Genomic DNA, 21,035 nt, shown 5'->3' with positions numbered 1-21,035 from the left:
CGGGTCTATTTACACTAACGCCTGCGCTAAATCGGCGATGAGATCATCAGCATATTCCAGACCAACCGAAATTCGCAATAGATTTTTAGGTGTTTTGGAGTTAGGCCCTTCTGCACTGGCTCGATGTTCGATCAGGCTCTCAACGCCCCCAAGACTCGTAGCTCGGGTAAACAAATTCAGCTTGCCAATAAATCGGATCGCTTCTTCCGAACCTCCCTTCACCTGCACCGATAACATGGCTCCAGGTCCGTTCATTTGCTGTTGAACTAATGTATGATTAGCGTGACTGGCTAGCCCTGGATAATGTACCTTGTCCACCGCTGAGTGGCCTTCCAGAAATTCGGCAATAGCTTGTGCCGTAAGGCTTTGGGCTCGTACCCGAACACCGAGCGTTTTAATGCCCCGGCTAATCAGCCAGCAATCAAATGGCGATGGAACAGCTCCTGACAGGCCCTGTAACAGCCGAACTCGCTGTGTAAACTCATTATCTTCTTTAAAAATCAGCGCCCCGCCCAACACGTCGCTATGCCCACTCAGGTATTTGGTAGTTGAGTGCATAACTACATCACAATTGAAGTCGAAAGGGCGTTGCAGTACGGGCGTCGCCCAGGTGTTATCACACACACAGATGGCCCCTGCCTCATGGGCCATCTGGCTTACCGAGAGTAAATCCGTGACGTCGAGCATTGGGTTCGAGGGCGTTTCGCACCAGACTACGCGTGTATTCTCGTGGATAGATGCCTGCACTGCCTTCAGGTCGCGCATATCTACACGCGTATAAGTCAGTCCCCAGGGATGAAATACCTGTTCGAGTAGGGCAGGTGTTCCATAATAAGCATCGGTTGAGAGTAACACATGATCGCCGGGGCGCAATGCCTGAAATAAGGTCATCGTAGCTGCCTGACCTGATCCAAATGCCATCCCGACCAACCCTCCTTCCAGGGTTGCAAGCGCTTTCTCCAACGCTTCTCGGGTGGGGTTGTTCGGGCGCGTGTAGATGTAGTTGGCGGGCAACTCATTGGCTTCATTTCGGGCATAAGTCGTTGATAAATAGATGGGCGGTACCACCACGCCAGTGACTGGATCAGGCTGGTGTGTGGCGCGGAGAGCGAGCGTATCGAAGTGCATAAGGAGTTAAAACCGTAAAAACGGCTCATTTTTTGTATGTCGAAGTTCTTGGTTTCCATTGGTAATTCCGCACTCAATAGATCAAATTGTTCACAACAGAAATTCTCATTTATTTTTTACGGGCACGAACTGGATAAAATGGTTTCTCTGGATACCTATACTACGATACTGACAGCGAAGACCGCAGCCCATTTGCTCCGGCGGGCAACGTTTGGGCCAACCCAATCTGAAATAGCCAGTTTCACTGGTCTAACGGCATCGCAGGCAGTGCAGCAATTGATCACGAATGCCAATTACTCTCCCCCACCACCGGTAGATTTGGATAGTGATCAACCTACGGCTGGTCAGACGTATTTAGATAAGCCGTTTAGCCATGACCGAAACTTCGATTTTGGCCATTATCTCCGTTGCTGGTGGCTGGGACTTATGACTACCCAAAGTACCCCGCCAAGCTTACTTGATAAATTGTCTTTGTTCTGGCAGAATCACTTTGTAACGACCCGTGAAATCGTTGGCGATTATCGTTTCCTGAATCAGTATTTGTTATTGCTGAGGAATAATGCCCTGGGCGATTTTCGAACAGTGGTTACGCAGATTAGTAAAGAGCCTGCTATGCTGCGCTATCTGAACGGAAATGAAAATGTAGTAGGACATCCTAATGAAAACTATGCCCGCGAACTTCAGGAACTCTTTACGGTAGGAGCTTTCGATTTTGCTGGCAATAAAAACTATTCTGAAGATGATGTGAAAGCCGCTGCCAGAGTACTAACTGGCTGGGAATACACAAATTATGAAGAGGACGATTCTACAAGCTTTACGACGATATTCACCGACGAAAAGCATGATAGCACCGATAAAACGTTTTCAGCCCATTACAACAATACGATCATATCAGGTCGAGCTACATCACTGCCCGGTACGACATCCGCAGGGGATGCCGAGCTGGCTGATCTGGTAACGATGTTGTTGAACCATCCGCACACGCCCCGCTTTATCTGCCGGAAACTATACCGCTGGTACGTCAATCCAACTATTACACAAACCATTGAAGATGAAATAATTGGGCCCTTGGCGCAGTTGTTTCTGGCTAGTAACTACGCTATTCAGCCGGTTATCGTCAAACTGCTAACGAGTCAGCTATTTTTTGACGAGACGAATAGTGGAGCCATTGTTAAATCCCCCGCTGAATTGGCCATTGGTACGATGCGATTTTTCAATCAGCCCGTGCCCGACATAACGACCGAATATGCAGCCTTTAAAATCTACTTCGACTTCGTGTATTATCGCATGCAGGACATGCAGTTAGCCATTTTAGATCAATCATCGGTATTCGGGTACGAAGCCTACTACCAAACGGGTTACTCGAAAATCTGGATAAATACGACTACGATCGGGTTTCGATATGACTATACCGATGCCTATGTCCTCCGGTATCTGCAAGTCAAACCCGATTATTTGATGGGGATTGATGTACTAGCCTGGGCAACAAATCTGCAACCCAATTTCTCCGATGTCGCGGGAACGCCAGCTATCTCCTGTGTGGATGTATTAAATGGCTTTACCGTCAATCTTTTTGTCTTTGATCTACTTCAGTCACAACAGGATTTCCTGATTGATACGATCATGATGCAGGATCTTCCGCGTACATCGTGGCTATTTCAGTGGAACGCTTACCGAACAAATCCAATGGATGGGGGAGCAAGCTACGAAGTGCGGTCACGCCTGGAGAATCTAATGAAATATATGCTTCGAATGGCTGAGTATCAAATTTTTTAAGGGCTCTACGTTATCACTGATGATTTTCAAAACAGCTTCTGAACCATGATTTTCAAAGCGCTAATTCTCTGTTTGTTATTGATGATTTTGTTGATGTACAAACTTATGTTTAAGTAAGACCTTACGTCCCGGATGTAGCTGGGCTACCACGTAGTGCCTTTACAACGAATCTGTTTACTAATGACCTGTTTCCGTCGTCAGTTGATTTTCTGATTCGCCAATAGGCATTGATAAAATCATAGGAGTGACAGTCGACTCTCATTTATGAAACGTAGAGACTTTTTAGCCGCGACTTCGGCAAGCGTACTGCCGATAATGCTTGATGGTTTTGGACTGAAGGCTATGTCCCATCAGTCGGCACTAGTGCAGTCACTATTAAATACAAGCGCTCTTGCCAGTGATCGGATTCTGATAATCATCTACCTTAATGGTGGTAATGATGGCCTCAATACGGTGATTCCATTGGATCAGTATTCGCTGTATAATGGTCTGAGAAGTAACATTGCCATACCGCAAAATGCTGTTCTTGGATTAGATGGTAACCCGGCTACAGGTCTTCACCCCGCCATGACGGGCATGCGTGATCTGTATAATGATGGGAAACTATCAATTATCCATTCCGTTTCATATCCTAATCCTGATCAGTCGCACTACCGGGCCACCGACATCTGGATGACGGCGGTTGACTCCAATCAGATCTCCAGTTCTGGCTGGGCAGGGCGCTATCTCGAAAATCGCTTTCCGGGTTACCCAACGGGCTACCCGAACGATCAGATGGAAGACCCATTGGCCATTCAGATTGGGTACCTAACCTCAACGGCCCTGTTAGGAAGTCAGCAGTCCATGGGTATTGCGCTGAGTGATCCCGATAGCTTCTATCAATTGGTTGGCTCTACCAGTACAACCTCACCTAACGATTTACCTTGCTGTGATGCCGGTGAACTGATTGCCTTTATTCGAAAGCAGCAGGCACTGTCTGTAGGTTATTCATCTGAAATAAAGCAGGCGGCTGATGCGGGTCAGAATCTGGCTACTTACCCTGCGTCTGGTCAAAATTCGTTGGCAGATCAATTAAAAATCGTGGCTCGATTAATTCATGGTGGCCTGAAAACGAAGATCTATTTCGTTTCGCTGGGCGGTTTCGATACACATTCTGGCCAGGTAGATAGTGGCGATGTAACTGCCGGTAGTCATGCTGCACTGCTCGGTAAACTGTCTACAGCAGTTACCACCTTTCAACAGGATTTGAAGTTGCAGGGAACCGAAGATAAAGTGGTAGGAATGACATTTTCGGAATTTGGCAGGCGAGCTAATTCCAACGACTCAAAAGGTACCGATCATGGCATAGCCGCTCCAATGTTTGTTTTTGGAAGCAACCTGAAACACCGCACCATTGGGCAGAATCCCGATCTAGCGAACCTGACGGGTCAGGCAGGCAACAAAGATGTGAACATGCAGATCGACTTTCGGCGGGTATATACCGATATCCTGAACGATTGGTTTGGAGCTCAGCATACCACGACGAGTTCCCTGCTTTTTCATGAATTCCCAACCGTTTCGTTGTTTTCTGATACCGTTGAAACAGTGGCAACAGGAAACTGGAAAGATCCGAATGTGTGGACAGTAGGAAGGGTCCCCTTTGCTAATGAATATGTTAAAGTCAATGCTGGCCATACACTGACGATTGACAAAACGGTCTCGGTCAAAAATATTCGGCTGGAGGGCAAACTACTCTTTACTGGCCCCTATTCAATTCAAATGACGGGCTAGCCCAGCAGGTAAGTAGGCACTTCCGTTTATGCGCTTTCCTGTTCCAGCTTTTATCCAACGGAGTTGCATCGCATTTGGTTATTCTGCTACCTTTACGCAAACCGTATGCATGCATACTATTTTGACATGGAACAAACCTATCAATCGTTAGATTTCACGCAGACCAATGGCGTGATGACCGTTTCGCTACTGGGTCCAGGCAAGGGGAACGCGATGGGGCCAGAGTTTTGGGAAGAACTTCCTAAGGCAATGGACGAAATAAATCGATTGCCCGACATTCGCTGTATTGTATTTCGGGGCAGTGGCGATCATTTTAGCTATGGCCTCAACATTCCGCAGATGATGCCTCGCCTGGGAAAAATGACAACGGGCACGGTGCTAGCGCAACAGCGGATGGAACTCATGACGCAAATTCGGCAAATGCAGTCTGGATTTCAGAAAATGCACGAATCGCCGAAACCCGTCATTGCTGCCATACATGGCTGGTGCATTGGGGGAGGGGTGAACATGATTGCCGCTGCTGATATTCGACTCTGTTCCCGCGATGCTAAGTTCAGTTTGCGTGAAGTCAAACTCGCAATCACTCCCGACATTGGCGGACTACAATTTCTTCCTCACATTATCGGGCAGGGCTTTACCCGCGAAATGGCGTTCACCGGTGCTGATTATGATGCTGCTTTTGCTGAGCGTATTGGTTTGGTTAACCACGTTTACGATACCCCCGAAGCGTTGTTTGAAGCTGCAGCAACGCTCGCTCAACAGATTGCCGACAACCCAGCTACGGCTGTGCAGGGTGCCAAACAAGTTCTCAATTACAGCCTGAATAAATCAATCGAAGATGGGCTACAATATGTGGCTGTCTGGAATTCAAGTCAACTACAATCCAACGATTTCTCCGAAGCGATGCAATCCACAATCGAGAAACGTAAGGCAGAATTTAACAAAAAATCAAATCGAGGTTATTAATGGGCGAAAGAGTGAATGAGCGTCAAAATATGCACTAGCCAGTGTTTCGGCTCATCACTCTTTCACCCTTTCGCTTTTTAATTATGAACGCTACAGGTATGCTGCGCGACGATGCGCTGAAGGGAAAAACCATTATTGTAACCGGGGGCGGCACAGGTCTCGGTAAATCCGTCAGTCGATATTTGCTCCAATTGGGAGCTAATGTCACGATTTGCAGTCGTCGACAGGCTGTAATTGAGGCAACGGCTAATGAACTTATGGAGGAAACTGGCGGAGTCGTACTCGCCGTTCAATGTGATGTACGTAACACGGCGGAGATTGAAAACGTCATGACCCAGACCATTGAGAAATTTGGCAAGATCGACGGATTGCTCAATAATTCCGCCGGAAACTTCATTAGCCCAACCGAGCGCCTATCCTACAAAGCATTCGATACGATTGTGGATATCGTGCTGCGTGGCACCTATTATTTCACGCTGGCGGTGGGCAAGTATTGGATCGAAAACAAAATTCCGGGTACTGTACTAAATATCTCGACAACTTATGCAACCACTGGTTCGGGCTATGTCGTGCCGTCGGCAGTGGCCAAAGGTGGCGCACTCATCATGATGAAATCGCTGGCAGCTGAGTGGGGTAAATACGGGATTCGATTGAACGCAATTGCGCCCGGTCCATTTCCAACCAAAGGCGCCTGGGATCGGCTATTCCCTGAGCCATTGGCCAGTATGATGGACCCCACGAGTCGTATTCCATTACATCGTGTTGGTGAACATGGCGAATTGGCCAATCTGGCCGCTTTCCTGTTATCTGATTTTTCCGGTTACATTACTGGCGAAAGCATCACGATTGATGGGGGAGAAGTCCTCATGGCTGGCGAGTTCAGTCATTTGGAAAAGGTGACCACCGAACAGTGGGACATGATCGAACAAACCATTAAACAGGCCAACAGAGCGAGTAAAAAGGAGTGAAAGAGCGAAAGAATGAATGAGCGAAAATTTGTGCGCCAGCCCCTTTTTCGCTCATTCATTCTTTCGCTCTTTCACTCCTTTTTTCGCACCTTTGCACCCTGATTTATGTTATAAAAGAGTACTAAAATTCGTTAAAATGCCAAACTGGTTTCTCGGAAAAATCCGCTATCAGCAACCCATCGACGACTCGAATGTCGGCACCCGGAATGAAGAATTTATCAAGCAAAAAACCGTGACCGAAGCCTATCTGGTGGATGCCGTCAGCTACACCGAAGCCGAGGGACGTCTTTATCAGGAGATTGCCGCAAACACACCCGATTTTGAGATTACGAACATCTCACGTATGAAATTAGCCGATGTCTTTCATAATGAAGACGGGGGCGAAATCTGGTTTAAAGTAAAAGCGATGTTCATCACGGATGATGAGAAAACCGGCAAGCAGAAGAAAACGCCAAGCATTATGCTTGTGAATGCCGAAACGCCTAAACAAGCTTATGAACGCGTTGAGTTAAGCCTGAAATCAGCCCTCGACCCCTTCGAGATTACGGACGTAAACACGACCAAAATTTTAGACATTTTCCCGTATAACGAAGAAGAAACCCGCAATCTGCGCCCACTTAGCGAGGTAATAAGCCCTGAGCCAGAAACGGTTTAACCGGATGCCAAGCCTAGTCAAGTGTAGTTAGAAATCGCCAAGGCTTGACTCTTTTTCAGACAGCCATCTTTTACAGAATGGCTGTCTTTTTTTATAAGATTCCTGACTTTCAGCCATAAACACTTGCGTTGAAAGAATTAGGTACGGATATTTGTCCCACTATGAAACGCGCTCTGTTCCAATGGTTCAACCTACTGATGGCCTGCGTCGTGCTGTTAAGCAGCACGGGCTTCGGGCTGGTGGAACATTCGTGCCAGATGCGCGGCAAGAAAAAAACGATGGTTGTCGCATTTAGCGATACCAAAACACAAACGGGTTGCTCTTCCGATAAACAAGCTATGCCTGATGGGCAAACGCTTATTAAAAAGACGCAATGTTGCCAGGATGATCAGCAATATGAGAATGTCGATATTTCATCCTCGCTGAGTCAACTGGTAGCCAAGTTTGTTAAAACCGTCACCGAGACGATTGCTGCTGGTATTGTTACGGTGCTGACGTGGTTTGTTGACTGGATTTTTGCCGGAAAATCATCGTCTGTTTCTAGTTTTCCAGCGCCCCCATCGCTTTCCGGGCGTGATATCCTGACGCTCGTTCGTAGTCTGCTTCTTTGATACGTTGATTGATGATCGCTTACCGGTGTCTGTTCCTAAAGACGCGGGTTTATGGTATTTTCTATCAATCAACGAATGTATGAACTATCTCTGTTTATGGATTGTGGTATTTGTCTTTGGGCCGTGGCTGAGCGTTTCAGGCATAGCTCAGTCTGCACCACACCAACTTTTTTCTGCCGACTCTACCCAGCCATCGTCTATTCGGGGGCGTGTTAACGAACTTGCCAATGGCAAAGAGGTACCACTTGTTGGCGCAACGGTCCAATGGGCTAATACATCAGTCGGCACATTAACGGATGCCACTGGTCATTTTCAACTTCCCATTCAATCGACTAGCAATCGACTTATTGTTAGTTATGTTGGCTATCAGGCCGATACGCTAACCGTAACAAGCCCAAATGCTGAGTTAAGTGTAACCCTGCGTAGCACCCGGACTCTTCAGGAAGTGACGGTATCGGGCGCACCCGGCCAGATTGACCGGATCAATCCGATTCAAACTGAATTTATCAACCAACGAACATTGGCAAAGGCCGCTTGTTGCAATCTCTCCGAAAGCTTCGAAACCAATGCTTCTGTGAGTGTCTCGTATAGTGATGCCGTTACGGGTGCGAAGCAGATTCAATTTCTGGGACTGGGTGGCCAATATGTTCAGACGAATGTCGAGAATATCCCTACCGTTCGCGGATTGGCTACAACGTTTGGATTAAGCTACATTCCCGGCACCTGGATTACGGGTATCGATGTTGGCAAAGGAGCTGGCTCAGTCGTGAATGGCTACGAGTCGATGAGCGGCCAGATGAACGTTGAGCTGCAAAAGCCAGACGATGCTAACAAGCTGTTTTTGAATGCGTATGCAAATAGTTTCGGTCGTTTGGAAGGAAATGTCAACTGGTCGAAAGTGCTGGCTGCCCACAAGCGTGCCCCCGACTATTTATGGCCTGGTCAAACGCAAGCTAGTCTACCCGCTTCAAAATGGAGTGTGGGCGTTTTAGGGCATGTAAGCACACTGCGTACGGAAATTGACCAGAATAATGACGGTTTTCGTGATTTGCCACTTTATACCCAGATTAACCTCATTAACCGGTATAAATACAGCACTGATCGATACATGGCGCAATTTGGAGCGAAGGTATTATATGAAGATCGCGATGGGGGTCAGTTGTCGAGCTTTGGAGCATCTCGCTATAGTTTTCTGAACACGACGAAACGACTGGAGTTTTTCTCAAAAACAGCCAAACTTTATCCCGATAAACCTTATAAAGGACTAGGGCTAATTCTCAATGGTGTTCACCATGAACAGACGGCCCACTTTGGTTTCGCACCTTACAATGGCCGGCAACAGACGTTTTACGCCAACCTGATTTACCAAAGTATTATTGGAACAACCAATAACAGTTTTAAAGCCGGATTGAGCTACCTGTTAGACGATTATCGCGAACAGTATCGGGCTATTGCTACCGCCCGTACGGAGTCGGTGCCGGGTGCTTTTGTAGAATATACCTATACTTACCCCGAAAAACTGATTCTTGTGCTGGGCGGAAGGGTAGATTTTCATAACCTGTTTGGAACACAGTTTACTCCCCGTGCCCACCTTAAATACAGCTTCAATCAGAACCTGGCAGTACGTGTTTCGGCAGGACGGGGTTTTCGGGCCGCCAATCCATTCGCAGAAAACTTTGGGTATTTAGTTAGTTCGCGGGCTGTGTTTCTGAATAAAGCGTTGCAACCCGAATCGTCTTGGAATTACGGCCTGAGTATAACGCAGGATTTCAACCTGTTGGGCAAAAAGGCCTCATTGGTAGTGGACTACCATCGAACCGATTTTCAGAATCAACTCATTGTTGATATTGAGCATCCCGGCGAATTATATTTCTATAATCTGGCCGACTCTGGCAACAAAGGTCGATCCTTTGCGAACAGTTTTCAGGCTGAGTTAAACGTGCAGCCCGCAAAACGCTTCGAAATTAAAGCTGCCTACAGACTATTTGATGTGGAGCAGAGCATGGGTGGGCCATTCGGCGAGGAGCGACTATTGCCTAAAATGATGGTTAGCCGGGATCGTGTGTTGCTCAATGCTGGCTATGCGTTGCCCTTCGACAAATGGAAATTCGACGCCACGCTGCAATGGAATGGCCCCCGGCGAATTCCTTACCTGCGCGAGGGCTATGTGCATACCAGTTACCAGAACATGCCCGTTGATATGGCGCCTGGATTTTATAATCTGAATGCGCAGATAAGCCGTGCCTTTCGAAGTGGTTGGGAGATCTATCTTGGTGGTGAGAACTTGACGGGCTTTCGTCAGGCCAATCCAATTGTTGCCGCCAACGACCCTTTCGGAGCTCGGTTTGATGCCGGATCGCAGGTGTGGGGGCCTATCACGGGTCGCATGGTGTACGTGGGATTTCGATTCAAACCTCAAATCTGAACCGGGATTTATGTGATTTAGGGATTTACTGGATTTTGTCTTGATGGATTCGCTTCAAAGAAGCGCAAAGCAAAATCCAGTAAATCCCTAAATCAGCTAAATCCCGGTTCCAAGACAATGATACTTACCATCCGAAATATGGTGTGCGACCGGTGTAAGCGGGTTGTGCGCGAAGAACTTGAAAAACTGGATCTGACTGTTGGTCGGGTTGAGTTAGGCGAAGTGGAAGTTATGGACGTTCCGTCAACGATTGACTTGGCGGATATTCGTCAACAATTACAGGCCAATGGATTTGATTTAGTGGACGACAAGAAGCAGGTTCTGGTCGAGCATATGAAGGTTCTGTTAATAAATGAAATCCAGCACCTGAAGGGGGAACGATTGCCGACAGAAAACTATTCTACGTTTCTTGAGCGTAAATTAGGGTATGAGTACTCGTATTTGAGTAATTTGTTTTCGGTTAGCGAAGGGCATACACTTGAGAAGTATATCATAGCCCTTAAGATTGAGAAAGTGAAGGAATGGTTACGTTATGATGAACTGACACTGAGCGAGATAGCCTGGAGACTGAGTTATAGTAGTGTTCAACATCTTTCGACTCAATTCAGGCAGGTGACAGGTCAAACGCCTGGTCAGTTTCGAAAAGCAACCCAGGTAGATCGGCGAAACCTGGATGCACTATTTATTGACGAACCGGGTCGCCAGAGTAAAACAAACTAGTATCGAACCGAATGTTGAGCGGGTTCGCTACCAGGAAGTGGTTCGTATAAATGGCAACTTTTACAGTGTAGACTCTGATGATGGAACGTTTACGGAATAGTATCAAAAGGTTTCTGGAGATCCTGTTAAAACGGTTTGGGATCGTTTTGTTAACGAAAACACAAACAGAGGAATACCTGAAACCGTACGTACTAACTGTGAGTCCGGAAGTTCGGCTTGTGTTGCCCAGCGTACAAAATGCAGGTGATTCATCAAGGCTTATTTTTACCCCAACCGATGCCGTTACCAATCAAAGCTATGTATGGGACTACAGTCCTATGCCCCAGAAAACGAGGCAATTGCCATTTGGCGGGATACGAACAGGTCATAATGTTCTTTGTACGGATTTTGAGCGGTTTCATTTAGTGCAAAATTTCCTGAAAAGAGGGAAGCGAATCCCAGTTAAACACACTATACTCATTGCGCCATGGGCCCATCTTTTAGATGGTATTTCGTTCGGTGGTTATTATGATTTTGTCATTCTTGTTGTCGCAAAGCTGTGCCGAATTCGGGAAGCGCTGCCCGAAACTGTTTGGAACGAAGCTGTCCTTTCCTATCCTCTTTTTAAAACAGACTATGAACAGGATTATCTGACATTACTTGGCTTTTCGCAGGATCGTATCCTGGATAGCAGTCACTACGATGTTCAATTTGACCGGTGCATACTAGCCAATAGTGGCCATTGGTTTTACCCGGACCCTATGGATGTCCTGGCCTTGAAAAAACAGGTTGAAGGCCAGCTAAAACCGCAACGAACTGAACAGAAGCGGATCTACGTCAGTCGATCAGGTCGTCGTCGTGTCGTGAACGAAAATGCACTGATTACGCTGCTGAAAAAATTCAATTTTACGATTATCGACGATAAACCCCGATCTGTTGCCGAACAGGTGGCTATTTATAAAAATGCGTCCTTTATTCTGGGTCCTCATGGCGCTTCGTTCACGAACATAATCTGGTGCGAGCCCGGAACTCATCTTTTTGAATTATTCTCAGCGAATATGGTTGTTGACCATTTTCGGTATCTGTCGCAACTAATGGGTATGCACTACTATGCTTATTATCATGGGATTAAAATGAGTAACAGTAGCATCCCGCTGGAGGAAGACGTTTTTGTGTCGATTGCTGACCTTGATCAATGCCTTAGCAGACTATTTGTGCATGCTTAAACAGGCATAAGTCGTTTTTATAAATCTCAACCCTAATTATGTAAAAACCCTATCGGCTATGCGTAGTTATTTTGTCAGACCAACGGTGGTCGATAAAATTCAACGACGATTATGGAAACGATGCAACACGCGCATACCCATGTAGACACCTGTTTTGACTGTGCAGAAGCCTGCGAACGCTGCGTTACAGCCTGCCTGGAAATGGGCGACAAAGACGGAAAAGGACATGACATGACAGCCTGTATTAAACTTTGTCGCGACTGCGCCGACATCTGTACACTTTGCGGACGGCTTGACGCACGTGGTTCTGATTTCTCGCGCGATTTCATGGTACTATGCGCCAAAGTTTGTGATGCCTGTGCTGATGAATGCGAAAAACATGCGGGCCACCATGCACATTGCAAAGCATGCGCCGAGGCCTGCCGAAAATGTGCCGAAGAATGCCGGTCTATGTCGGCAAATGCATAAAACTACTGGCTGAAAAAGCCGACAATGGTTTTTTCAGCCAGTACCCATTACGCAACGAAACTTCTTAAACGCTACGATGTATTCTTTACTGACTCTTCTTTTGCTTATCGTAAATACGCTAATCGGCCCACCGTCGATTGTTAACAGACAAGTGGGAAAAGGCAGGCATCCTTCTGTGGCTACTGACCCAGCCGGACAGGTTCATGTTGTGTATGGTCAGGGTGAAGTTATTTTTTACACAAGCACGCGGGATGGTGATCAATTTGATGAACCACTTCGGATAGATAGCCTGCCCGGATTGCACTTGGGCGCATCGCGCGGACCGCAAATTGCCGCTACAGATCGGTCGGTAGTGATTACAGCAATCGATAAAACGGGTAATATCTGGGCTTATACATTGGTGCGTGCTACTGGAAAGTGGCAGAAACGGATTCGGGTAAATGATGTACCCGATATTGCCAAAGAGGGTTTTGTGGCATTAGCTGCAGGTCCCGATAACAGTTATACCGCTGCCTGGCTCGATTTACGGGGAGACAAACGTAATAAGATTGTTGGGGCTCGTTCGATAGACGGAGGGCTTACATGGTTGCCCAATCAGGTATTGTATCAGTCGCCAGATGGGACTGTTTGCGAATGCTGCCAGCTTTCGGTAGCTATTCAGCATCAACATGTTGCCGTTATGTTTCGCAATTTCCTCAATGGCGCCCGCGATATGTATTTGCTACAGTCAAATGATGGCGGGCTGACATTTGGGAAGGCCGAAAAGGTTGGTGAAGGAACCTGGATGCTCAAAGCCTGCCCAATGGATGGAGGTGGATTGTTTATGAGCGCAGATGGTAAACTATCGACCGTTTGGCGACGAAATGATAAGCTTTTTCTGGCTCGCCCCAGACAACCGGAAATGGAAATTGCAATCGGTAAGAATGCAAAAATCGTTACGACATCCAAAGGTGATTACATCGTCTTTCAACAGGACGGACAGATCTGGAGTACATCGCCCAGTCAACCAAAGCCTACGATCGTAAGTGCAGGTGGGTATCCCAAACTGGCGTTAATGCCTAAGGACAAAGTGCTCTGTTTGTGGGAAGAGGAAGGCACCGTTCATGCAGGAATCATTCACTGAACGTGGCCAGGATATTGATTGACAACGTTATGCATAAATTTCTTCTGGTGCTTTTGGTAGGTATAACGCATAAGATAGCTGCACAGCATCAACATCATGAAGGCATGTCGATGCTCATGAGCGACAAGCCTACCGCTGAGCTAAATTATGGCCTTACGATGGATACGACTATGGGTATGACGCATTCATTATCGCGAAACCTGCCCATGAATCGTAATGGGTCGGGTACGTCATGGCACCCAGACAATACACCTATGTATGCCTATATGAGTCAGCCAACGCCTAAAGGCTGGAGTTATATGCTACATTATGCCATCTATCTTCGCTACACCAGCCAAAACATTTATAATGAGGGTAAGCGCGGGCAAGGAAGTCAATTTGGTGCGCCAAACTGGTTTATGGGTATGGCGCAACGGAAAATAGGGCAGCGAGGCTTGTTTCAGATTCGGGCTATGATTTCCCTCGATCCGCTGACAGTTGGTAATGGTGGGTATCCGCTGCTGTTTCAAACCGGTGAAACCTACAAAGGGCAGCCATTAATCGACAGGCAACATCCACACGATCTGGTATCAGAACTATCGGTCAGTTACAGCCACGCGTTGAGTAAAGACATTGATTTATTCGGTTACGTTGGTTATCCCGGCGAACCTGCACTTGGTCCCCCTGCCTTTATGCATCGAATCTCGTCGTTCAATAACCCCGATGCTCCGCTAAGTCATCATTGGCAGGATGCCACCCATATTCTGTTTGGGGTAGCTACCGTAGGCTTTCGGTATAAATGGGCGAAGCTGGAAGGTTCGACCTTCAATGGCCGCGAACCCGACGAAAACCGATATAATTTCGATAAACCGCAAGTCAATAGCTATTCCTATAGGGTGTCTATTAATCCGTCGCCGTTATGGGCGTTACAGTTCTCGCAGGGATTTTTGCATAGTCCTGAGGAAGCCCATCCTGAGGAAAACATCACACGAACAACGGCATCTATTTTGTATAGTAAAGGGATAGGGCCAAACCGGTATGTGACGTCGGCCTTGGTGTGGGGACGAAATAGTCATGATGGGACAGGAGAGAATTCGTTTTTGGCCGAGAGCAGCGTGCAACTGAATAAACTGGCTGTGTACGGTCGCTACGAGAACGTTACGAAATCAATGGAGGAATTACAGCTTATAAACGATGTGCCAGGCTTTGATCCGTTTGTCTATACGATCAATAACTTGACGCTTGGCGCAAATTATCGCATTGCACAGACACACAACACCGACTTGGTTCTGGGGGTGCAACTAACGGGAAGTGCAACTGGTCAGACTTTGCAGCTGTATTATGGTAAAACGCCTGTTTCGGGTGAAATTTATCTGCGTCTCTCGCCCAGCCTGATGACGATGCGCAGCATGAATCATTCGGGCCATAATCGTATGAAAGGAATGAAGCATTAACTACCTATAATTCTGCGGAGAATTTCCATAGTGGGCAAATCCATGCGGGCACCATTTAAATTAAATTTTCGTTATCAATTCACTATAAACCACGTACAATCATGTTGCGTAATCTGTTTCTAACCGCCCTAACCTCACTGATCCTTTTGGGCAACTCGTTCGCCAGTGCACCAACCCGCGACGACAAAGAGAAAGAAGTTAAAATTAAGACGTCGGCGATCTGTGGCATGTGCAAGGCTCGTATCGAGCGGAACCTTGCCTTTGAGAAAGGCGTGAAAGAAGCTGACTTAGACGTGAAATCGAAAGTCGTGACCATTAAATACAACCCAGCCAAAACGGATGTTGCTAAATTGAAAGCCAATATCAGCAAAACAGGCTACGACGCTGAAGAAATAACCGCCGACCCTGTAGGCTACAATAAATTGCCTAGTTGCTGCAAAAAAGGTAGCGACATGGATCATCAATAAATAGATTTTTAAGGACGTAAAAAAGGGCCGGCATTTACGAATGTCGGCCCTTTTTTACGAAAAGTCGCTGATATTTGCGTTAGTATAACCCAATCATGCGCTCCACCACTGTTTTTTTTCTGTCCGCTGTTCTGCTATTAGTTTCTCGTTTCGGTGCTTTTGCACAGACAAATCCCCAAAATAAACGCCCAGAAAAATATCCTTATTTGCTCTACCTCCCCAAAGAGTATGCAACTAAAAAGGACGACTATCCACTCGTCATTTATCTGCACGGAGGTTCGCAGAAAGGCCAGGATTTGAACAAACTTAAAACCTACGGTTTGCCCTATCTGGTTGATAAAGGCCGAGATTTCAACTTTATTATTGCTTCACCCCAATGCCCGGATGGTAAGTTCTGGTCAACCGATAACTGGTTTGATTCGCTCTATACGGATCTGAAAATGAAGTACCGCATTGACCCCAAGCGCGTTTACCTGACCGGTATCAGCATGGGAGGGTATGGTGTCTGGCAGACTGCTGTGGCCTATCCCGATAAATTTGCGGCTATTGTCCCACTCTGTGGTGGGTGCGATGATTCTACCCAGATTTGTCGGATTAAGCACATACCTGTCTGGACGTTTCATGGTACTGCCGATGATGTTATCTCTATTTCCGAAACCGAGCGATTAGTAAGGCGGCTAGAGGAATGTAAGGGACAAGTGAAGTTTACCCGACTGGAAAAAGAAGGGCATGGCATTCAGTATCTATTTGAAAATCAGGCTATTTACGACTGGCTATTGAAGCAGCATAAAAAATAGCACGCTACCTTACTATATAATTTTGCGGCAAATCGCCCATTGCTTTCATCCAATTTGAGTATACCCTACTATCTAAAGTACGGCTATACAACAGTAGGTTGAACGACTGACTGGGTCTGTCCGGAACAAGGCGAGTTATCGCATATTCGACCCAGCCGCCATTATAATTGGTGACCATGTAGAACTCTTTATTATAGGAGCGCCATAGCTTATTATCCCCATCAATATACCCCCAAATATCCTTTTTTAAGACCCGTTTTTTTGATTGATCACTGGAATGAACAATCAGGTATTTGCTCAGAGCTCCTCTGGAGTGGATTGATGTAATTTTGTGGATTGTATCTGATTCTTCAGCTAGTATATCTTTGCTGGTGTAAATCAATCGCCATTGGGCCTGTACGCCCTGGCTAAGTGTAATGCACACAAGTAAAAGTAAAAAACGGGCCATAGTTATGGAAGAAGCTCAATTAAATTGAATACTAACTATTTCCGCAACGTAGTGTTTTACTGGCCAACAGAAAATGAGCTACTTTTTCAACACTTAGGCCACCAACTGTTTATACACGTCAAAAGTTTGCTCGATAATATTGTCTTTATTAGCCCAATACAGATGATTAAGTTTATCAATCTCTTCTATTTCCATTTCGGTAAGAAATTGAGGAATATCCCACAAAGCTTTTAATCGCTCGTCCTCTTCAAGTCGCTTTATGATTGAATATTGTTTCGTAATAATGCCTAAACATTCACTGGCGTTAAGTTTTGCCAAACTGCGTATCGCAATCGTATAACAGTCAAAGCCCCAATTACAAAAGAATTGAATAAAGCCGCCATTATACATGTCCGAGTCAAGCTTATATAAGGCTGCTAATTCTTGTTCATCCTCCGTTAATTTACTCCAATCGTACCCGCCAGCTTCATTCAGTTTTTCGACATACTTCGATGTAAATTCATACCATCTTTTGTCAAGTTCAGTAAGCCCCAGGTCAGCCATAGTCAAAATGATTGTAGTTGGACCAAATGTAGCAGAATAACTGCCTATAAACCAAGCTAGAATGATGACTCTATGGCAAACAGAGTTACGTTTGGATTTTGCCAGTATGTTGGCTGGTGCATAGTTTCGGTAAGAAGTTTGTAGAAATTTTATTGTAATTCATAGAATTCTACATAGATGCCTAATATTATATGCCAGATCAGATAGTGGCCTAAACGAATGGTTAATGAAGCTAAAAAGCCAGCTTTTTTATACCATATAGCCTGGAGAAAATTCATTAAAAAGCCGGTGAACAACGAATAAATAATAAAGCCAACAGGTCCAGAAGGAAATTGCTCTAAGGGCTCTCTAAGAGCAGTTACTGATGAACCTATCCAAAAGAATGTCATATAGTATCTCCCTTTTTTAAACCATTTTCCAAAGGCTAAAATTATCGTTAACGGGATTAGCCTATAAAAAACTTCTACTTCTACGGCACCAGAAAAATATAGGAATAGAGAATAAGGAAATGGTTGAAGAAATGGGGGAAGTTCGTGAAAAGGCTCTGGGTGAAGGATTATTTTAACTACGAGGACATCTAGTAGTCCAAACCCAATTCCTAAAGAAACAGGGACAAGAAATCGATTGACCGGCGATATATCTTTTTGCCAGAAGTTAGGGAGTCCAGCTTGCTCTTGAAAAAATAAAAATGGAACGCCTGCAAGTAGAAAAAGTACAGCATTCAATTCCCAAACTCTCAGGAATTTGAAATTTGAAAGAATTAAATTTCCATAAAATAAGCCTATTAAAGCAATAACTAAAAATAGGCAATACGTCATTAGATTTTGTTTCGAACCTGCTGTAATATAAGCTAAAGTCTGTTTCATTATGCTATTTTTATTGATTCAACCAGATACCAAATAGTTGAGAGAAGTTATAAGCCAAGTTGAAACGATAGCTTGATAGCAAACGGAGTTACGTTCGGATTCTGCCGGTAGGTTAGTCGATGCATAGCTTCAATTCGAACTGTTTTTAAGACGTTTTCAAATCCGTAACCTACTTCTACATAAGGCGTTTGGTGTAGTGAGTGTACACCTGGAAGTGGCTTGCCAGCCTCGTCGTGCGTGGCTATCAAATTGCGGTTGGCGTTGCTTAGGTGGCCCCATAATACGTTGCCTGTCATGAAAGTACGCCAACCCCAGCGCCGAATTAATGGCAAGCGATTTGTGAGCAAACCTTCAAATTTGTGTTCAACTCCCACCGATACATACTGGTCACTAACAAACTCCGCGTAGTTCATCAGGTTGAAAGCATTACGGTTATAAAACGGAGTTTGGTTTCCTAAATGAACCTGAAGCAACGGATAGGGAATCGTTGAGGGACTGTAACCTGCCTTGACACTGTATTGCGTGCGCCCCAACAGTCCCCACCGAATCGCATGATCCCATTGGAGTTGCCACTTCTGGTAGCCTCTAAAGGTGCGGCCCTGGAATGAACTGGTTCCTAAAGTATAGCGCAAGGTCACAATAGGCGCTGTTTCGGAGGGGCGACGCCGAATCCGACGACTGGTTACGCGTCGGGCAGGCAACCGCCCTGGCGCATAACGGGTTTCCAGAAAGTATTCTTTGCTCAAAATATCGGTCCCAAGGGCGGTTGGATGTTGTGGCTCAGTGTCCTGATTGATCGCAAAAGGAAACAATAGGTTCATTGTACGGTAACGAATCCCAATCGTTTGCGTGAAGTTCGGTCCTAAATCACGTTGGGCAGTCAGCGACGTTTCCCGTTGATAAAAGGCCCTTGGATAAGAACCAAACCGGCTGTTCACCCGGAAAAACGAATTGTCGGCCAGGTCTTCTGTGCGGAAACCCAATTGCTCCAGGTCATAAGTGTGCTTGAGCGAAAGTAATGTTACCGGGCGACGAGTTGGTATGAAGTTGACTTCCCAGCCCGTTTTCCAGACTCGATCACGAGTGCCGTAAGCACCATAAGCAGATAACTGCCAGGTGCGACTAAAGGCATTATTGGTTTGCAAACCCATTCGGAACCGATGGCCTTCAATAGGATTATAGGCCCACATGGAAAATAGGGAACCCATATCAACGCCCCGAACGATAGGCAGATAGCCGCCATTGAGTACAAACTGGGCTGCTTTCGTATAGGATTTCACGACAGGCAGGTTCCGAACCGTATCCAGTAGAGCTCGTGTCTGCTCATAGGATTGGGACAGAAGCGTTTGCTGACGCTGACTTTGCCAGAACTCGGGTGAAGAGTCGGCGCGATCTTCGGCCAGATCAATATCGACATTAAAGAAATCCACGGATTTCGGTTGACCAACCACTGGCTGACGAACCGAAGTCATGTAATCGACCGAAGCACCAAACGTATTTTTAACTACTTCGCCAACACGAATAGTCAAATGGGTTGTTTCGGGTAACCAGGCATTACCGGCATCAGCAACAAGTTCGTACGTCTGATCGATGTCTATCTGGTTGATGAAATTAATATTGGCCGCAGCTCCAACCTGAGCTTCGATTCGGACCAGTGCGTAACTGCGGCTGTCAATCCACATACGACCCTTGAAAACCAGATCGCGCTCATTCTTCGGATCGAAGTCAATACCATAACAGGTATGTTGGTCAATTTGAGTAGTATCGGCCAGGAAATATGTGTACGCCATGCGACCCCCTTCTGCCAGGGGAGATATAAATTCTTTCTTAAAAAGGCTGACCTGATTCTGATAAAAGTTAAGCGTATTGAAACCCGCACCGGTAAACAATGCTACGAAACTGTCGTCGGTTATGCCGACACTGGTAATATTTGTCTTCAGAATCTGCTCTTTCGTCAGTTGAGGATGACGTCGGGCATATAGATGCGAGATCGTTTCGGACAAAAAAACGGGTAACTCGGTAGCCGATCGTCCTTGTTGCTGCTCCAGCGCCCGCAGAATAGCCTGTACTGGTTTTCGCTGCCGGAACTGGTCAGATAACTGGTTGATGTTAATGGCGAGCTGACTGTAGGCTTCATAGTCATAGCCACCCAACTGCCGAAAATCATTTTGTTTTCGATGAGTATTTATTTCCCGTAGGATACGAAAAGCCGGGTTTTCGCCTGCGTGTACAACCACTTCGTTCAGTAGGGAAGCAGTTGGTGTTAATACCACATCGAGCATTGATGAGGAGACGACAACCTGCGCCGTCTGATAACCCAGGGACGATACCAGCAAAGAATCGACGGGTTGACGAAGGCGTAACTCATAATAACCGTCAGCATCTGCCTGAGTACCAATGGATTTCCCCTTTACCGCTATCGAGGCAAATGGAACCCCTTGCCCTGAACTGAGTTCCGTAATTTTGCCCGATATAAGCAGTGTATTAGCTGATGTTTGTCCAAAAGTTGGCGACCAACCGAATAGAATTACTAAAAACAGAATCTGACAGATTCGATAAGGTAGGTTTATCGAATCGTTTCCTGAGCTAGTAATCTGGCATGGATGGGCATTGTTCAGTGTGTGTAGTAGAATAGCGTTCATGATGTTGTTTACGAAACTTCATTA

Annotated in this window: 19 protein-coding genes; 14 read left to right on the top strand and 5 right to left on the bottom strand. The window is 46.1% G+C overall.

Going from position 1 to position 21,035, the window contains the following annotated elements:
- Window positions 1-9 precede the first annotated feature (9 nt).
- Window positions 10-1,128, bottom strand: coding sequence for a trans-sulfuration enzyme family protein (locus tag GO755_RS09080; protein ID WP_157584435.1), 1,119 nt, complete (start codon window positions 1,126-1,128; stop codon window positions 10-12).
- 138 nt (window positions 1,129-1,266) lie between these two features.
- Here GO755_RS09080 and GO755_RS09075 point away from each other — a divergent pair, with 138 nt between their 5' ends.
- From GO755_RS09075 to GO755_RS09010, 14 genes are all read left to right on the top strand, one after another.
- The gene (locus tag GO755_RS09075) at window positions 1,267-2,904 is read left to right on the top strand and encodes a DUF1800 domain-containing protein (RefSeq protein WP_157584842.1); all 1,638 of its coding nucleotides are present in this window, start codon (window positions 1,267-1,269) and stop codon (window positions 2,902-2,904) included.
- A 264-nt stretch (window positions 2,905-3,168) separates the two neighbouring features.
- Window positions 3,169-4,674, top strand: coding sequence for a DUF1501 domain-containing protein (locus GO755_RS09070; RefSeq protein ID WP_157584434.1), 1,506 nt, complete (start codon window positions 3,169-3,171; stop codon window positions 4,672-4,674).
- Window positions 4,675-4,800: 126 nt separating this feature from the next.
- A complete protein-coding gene (locus GO755_RS09065) occupies window positions 4,801-5,640 on the top strand; it encodes a crotonase/enoyl-CoA hydratase family protein (RefSeq protein ID WP_157584841.1) in 840 nt (279 codons plus the stop codon).
- A gap of 83 nt (window positions 5,641-5,723) precedes the next feature.
- Window positions 5,724-6,608, top strand: coding sequence for an SDR family oxidoreductase (locus GO755_RS09060; RefSeq protein WP_227686900.1), 885 nt, complete (start codon window positions 5,724-5,726; stop codon window positions 6,606-6,608).
- Window positions 6,609-6,744: 136 nt separating this feature from the next.
- Window positions 6,745-7,263, top strand: coding sequence for a DUF4494 domain-containing protein (locus GO755_RS09055; protein ID WP_157584433.1), 519 nt, complete (start codon window positions 6,745-6,747; stop codon window positions 7,261-7,263).
- A gap of 161 nt (window positions 7,264-7,424) precedes the next feature.
- Window positions 7,425-7,874 carry an HYC_CC_PP family protein gene (locus GO755_RS09050; RefSeq protein WP_157584432.1) on the top strand — a complete coding sequence of 150 codons (450 nt, stop codon included), beginning with the start codon at window positions 7,425-7,427 and terminating at the stop codon, window positions 7,872-7,874.
- 79 nt (window positions 7,875-7,953) lie between these two features.
- A complete protein-coding gene (locus GO755_RS09045) occupies window positions 7,954-10,299 on the top strand; it encodes a TonB-dependent receptor (protein WP_157584431.1) in 2,346 nt (781 codons plus the stop codon).
- A gap of 117 nt (window positions 10,300-10,416) precedes the next feature.
- Window positions 10,417-11,019 carry an AraC family transcriptional regulator gene (locus GO755_RS09040; RefSeq protein ID WP_157584430.1) on the top strand — a complete coding sequence of 201 codons (603 nt, stop codon included), beginning with the start codon at window positions 10,417-10,419 and terminating at the stop codon, window positions 11,017-11,019.
- A gap of 77 nt (window positions 11,020-11,096) precedes the next feature.
- Complete coding sequence (locus tag GO755_RS09035) at window positions 11,097-12,224, top strand: glycosyltransferase family 61 protein (RefSeq protein WP_157584429.1); 1,128 nt, start codon at window positions 11,097-11,099, stop codon at window positions 12,222-12,224.
- Between the two features lie 111 nt (window positions 12,225-12,335).
- Window positions 12,336-12,692, top strand: coding sequence for a four-helix bundle copper-binding protein (locus GO755_RS09030; protein ID WP_157584428.1), 357 nt, complete (start codon window positions 12,336-12,338; stop codon window positions 12,690-12,692).
- 76 nt (window positions 12,693-12,768) lie between these two features.
- Window positions 12,769-13,815 carry an exo-alpha-sialidase gene (locus GO755_RS09025; RefSeq protein WP_157584427.1) on the top strand — a complete coding sequence of 349 codons (1,047 nt, stop codon included), beginning with the start codon at window positions 12,769-12,771 and terminating at the stop codon, window positions 13,813-13,815.
- Window positions 13,816-13,844: 29 nt separating this feature from the next.
- Window positions 13,845-15,248 carry a hypothetical protein gene (locus GO755_RS09020; protein ID WP_157584426.1) on the top strand — a complete coding sequence of 468 codons (1,404 nt, stop codon included), beginning with the start codon at window positions 13,845-13,847 and terminating at the stop codon, window positions 15,246-15,248.
- A 101-nt stretch (window positions 15,249-15,349) separates the two neighbouring features.
- Window positions 15,350-15,715, top strand: a complete 366-nt coding sequence (locus tag GO755_RS09015; protein ID WP_157584425.1) for a heavy-metal-associated domain-containing protein — start codon at window positions 15,350-15,352, stop codon at window positions 15,713-15,715.
- A 95-nt stretch (window positions 15,716-15,810) separates the two neighbouring features.
- Window positions 15,811-16,512, top strand: a complete 702-nt coding sequence (locus GO755_RS09010; RefSeq protein WP_157584424.1) for a carboxylesterase family protein — start codon at window positions 15,811-15,813, stop codon at window positions 16,510-16,512.
- 4 nt (window positions 16,513-16,516) lie between these two features.
- Here GO755_RS09010 and GO755_RS09005 read toward each other — a convergent pair whose 3' ends face one another.
- The 4 genes from GO755_RS09005 to GO755_RS08990 all read right to left on the bottom strand — a co-directional run bounded on the left by GO755_RS09005 (window position 16,517) and on the right by GO755_RS08990 (window position 21,011).
- Window positions 16,517-16,960 carry a hypothetical protein gene (locus GO755_RS09005; RefSeq protein WP_157584423.1) on the bottom strand — a complete coding sequence of 148 codons (444 nt, stop codon included), beginning with the start codon at window positions 16,958-16,960 and terminating at the stop codon, window positions 16,517-16,519.
- Between the two features lie 93 nt (window positions 16,961-17,053).
- Entirely contained in the window at window positions 17,054-17,503 is a 450-nt protein-coding gene (locus GO755_RS09000; RefSeq protein ID WP_157584422.1) for a DMP19 family protein, read from the bottom strand.
- Window positions 17,504-17,652: 149 nt separating this feature from the next.
- Complete coding sequence (locus GO755_RS08995) at window positions 17,653-18,369, bottom strand: hypothetical protein (protein ID WP_157584421.1); 717 nt, start codon at window positions 18,367-18,369, stop codon at window positions 17,653-17,655.
- 47 nt (window positions 18,370-18,416) lie between these two features.
- On the bottom strand, window positions 18,417-21,011 hold the full coding sequence (locus GO755_RS08990) for a DUF5686 and carboxypeptidase-like regulatory domain-containing protein (protein WP_157584420.1): 2,595 nt from the start codon (window positions 21,009-21,011) through the stop codon (window positions 18,417-18,419).
- Window positions 21,012-21,035 lie beyond the last annotated feature (24 nt).

This window comes from Spirosoma arboris (genome assembly GCF_009754945.1).
GTDB lineage: Bacteria > Bacteroidota > Bacteroidia > Cytophagales > Spirosomataceae > Spirosoma > Spirosoma arboris.
Note: the sequence above shows the minus strand (reverse complement) of the source record. Positions and strands in the feature narration are given on the sequence as shown.

Coding starts and splice junctions, on each gene's coding strand:
- GO755_RS09080 (WP_157584435.1), bottom strand. CDS start 1,128: ATGCACTTCGATACGCTCGCTCTCCGCGCCACACACCAGCCTGATCCA.
- GO755_RS09075 (WP_157584842.1), top strand. CDS start 1,267: ATGGTTTCTCTGGATACCTATACTACGATACTGACAGCGAAGACCGCA.
- GO755_RS09070 (WP_157584434.1), top strand. CDS start 3,169: ATGAAACGTAGAGACTTTTTAGCCGCGACTTCGGCAAGCGTACTGCCG.
- GO755_RS09065 (WP_157584841.1), top strand. CDS start 4,801: ATGGAACAAACCTATCAATCGTTAGATTTCACGCAGACCAATGGCGTG.
- GO755_RS09060 (WP_227686900.1), top strand. CDS start 5,724: ATGAACGCTACAGGTATGCTGCGCGACGATGCGCTGAAGGGAAAAACC.
- GO755_RS09055 (WP_157584433.1), top strand. CDS start 6,745: ATGCCAAACTGGTTTCTCGGAAAAATCCGCTATCAGCAACCCATCGAC.
- GO755_RS09050 (WP_157584432.1), top strand. CDS start 7,425: ATGAAACGCGCTCTGTTCCAATGGTTCAACCTACTGATGGCCTGCGTC.
- GO755_RS09045 (WP_157584431.1), top strand. CDS start 7,954: ATGAACTATCTCTGTTTATGGATTGTGGTATTTGTCTTTGGGCCGTGG.
- GO755_RS09040 (WP_157584430.1), top strand. CDS start 10,417: ATGATACTTACCATCCGAAATATGGTGTGCGACCGGTGTAAGCGGGTT.
- GO755_RS09035 (WP_157584429.1), top strand. CDS start 11,097: ATGATGGAACGTTTACGGAATAGTATCAAAAGGTTTCTGGAGATCCTG.
- GO755_RS09030 (WP_157584428.1), top strand. CDS start 12,336: ATGGAAACGATGCAACACGCGCATACCCATGTAGACACCTGTTTTGAC.
- GO755_RS09025 (WP_157584427.1), top strand. CDS start 12,769: ATGTATTCTTTACTGACTCTTCTTTTGCTTATCGTAAATACGCTAATC.
- GO755_RS09020 (WP_157584426.1), top strand. CDS start 13,845: ATGCATAAATTTCTTCTGGTGCTTTTGGTAGGTATAACGCATAAGATA.
- GO755_RS09015 (WP_157584425.1), top strand. CDS start 15,350: ATGTTGCGTAATCTGTTTCTAACCGCCCTAACCTCACTGATCCTTTTG.
- GO755_RS09010 (WP_157584424.1), top strand. CDS start 15,811: ATGCGCTCCACCACTGTTTTTTTTCTGTCCGCTGTTCTGCTATTAGTT.
- GO755_RS09005 (WP_157584423.1), bottom strand. CDS start 16,960: ATGGCCCGTTTTTTACTTTTACTTGTGTGCATTACACTTAGCCAGGGC.
- GO755_RS09000 (WP_157584422.1), bottom strand. CDS start 17,503: ATGGCTGACCTGGGGCTTACTGAACTTGACAAAAGATGGTATGAATTT.
- GO755_RS08995 (WP_157584421.1), bottom strand. CDS start 18,369: ATGAAACAGACTTTAGCTTATATTACAGCAGGTTCGAAACAAAATCTA.
- GO755_RS08990 (WP_157584420.1), bottom strand. CDS start 21,011: ATGAACGCTATTCTACTACACACACTGAACAATGCCCATCCATGCCAG.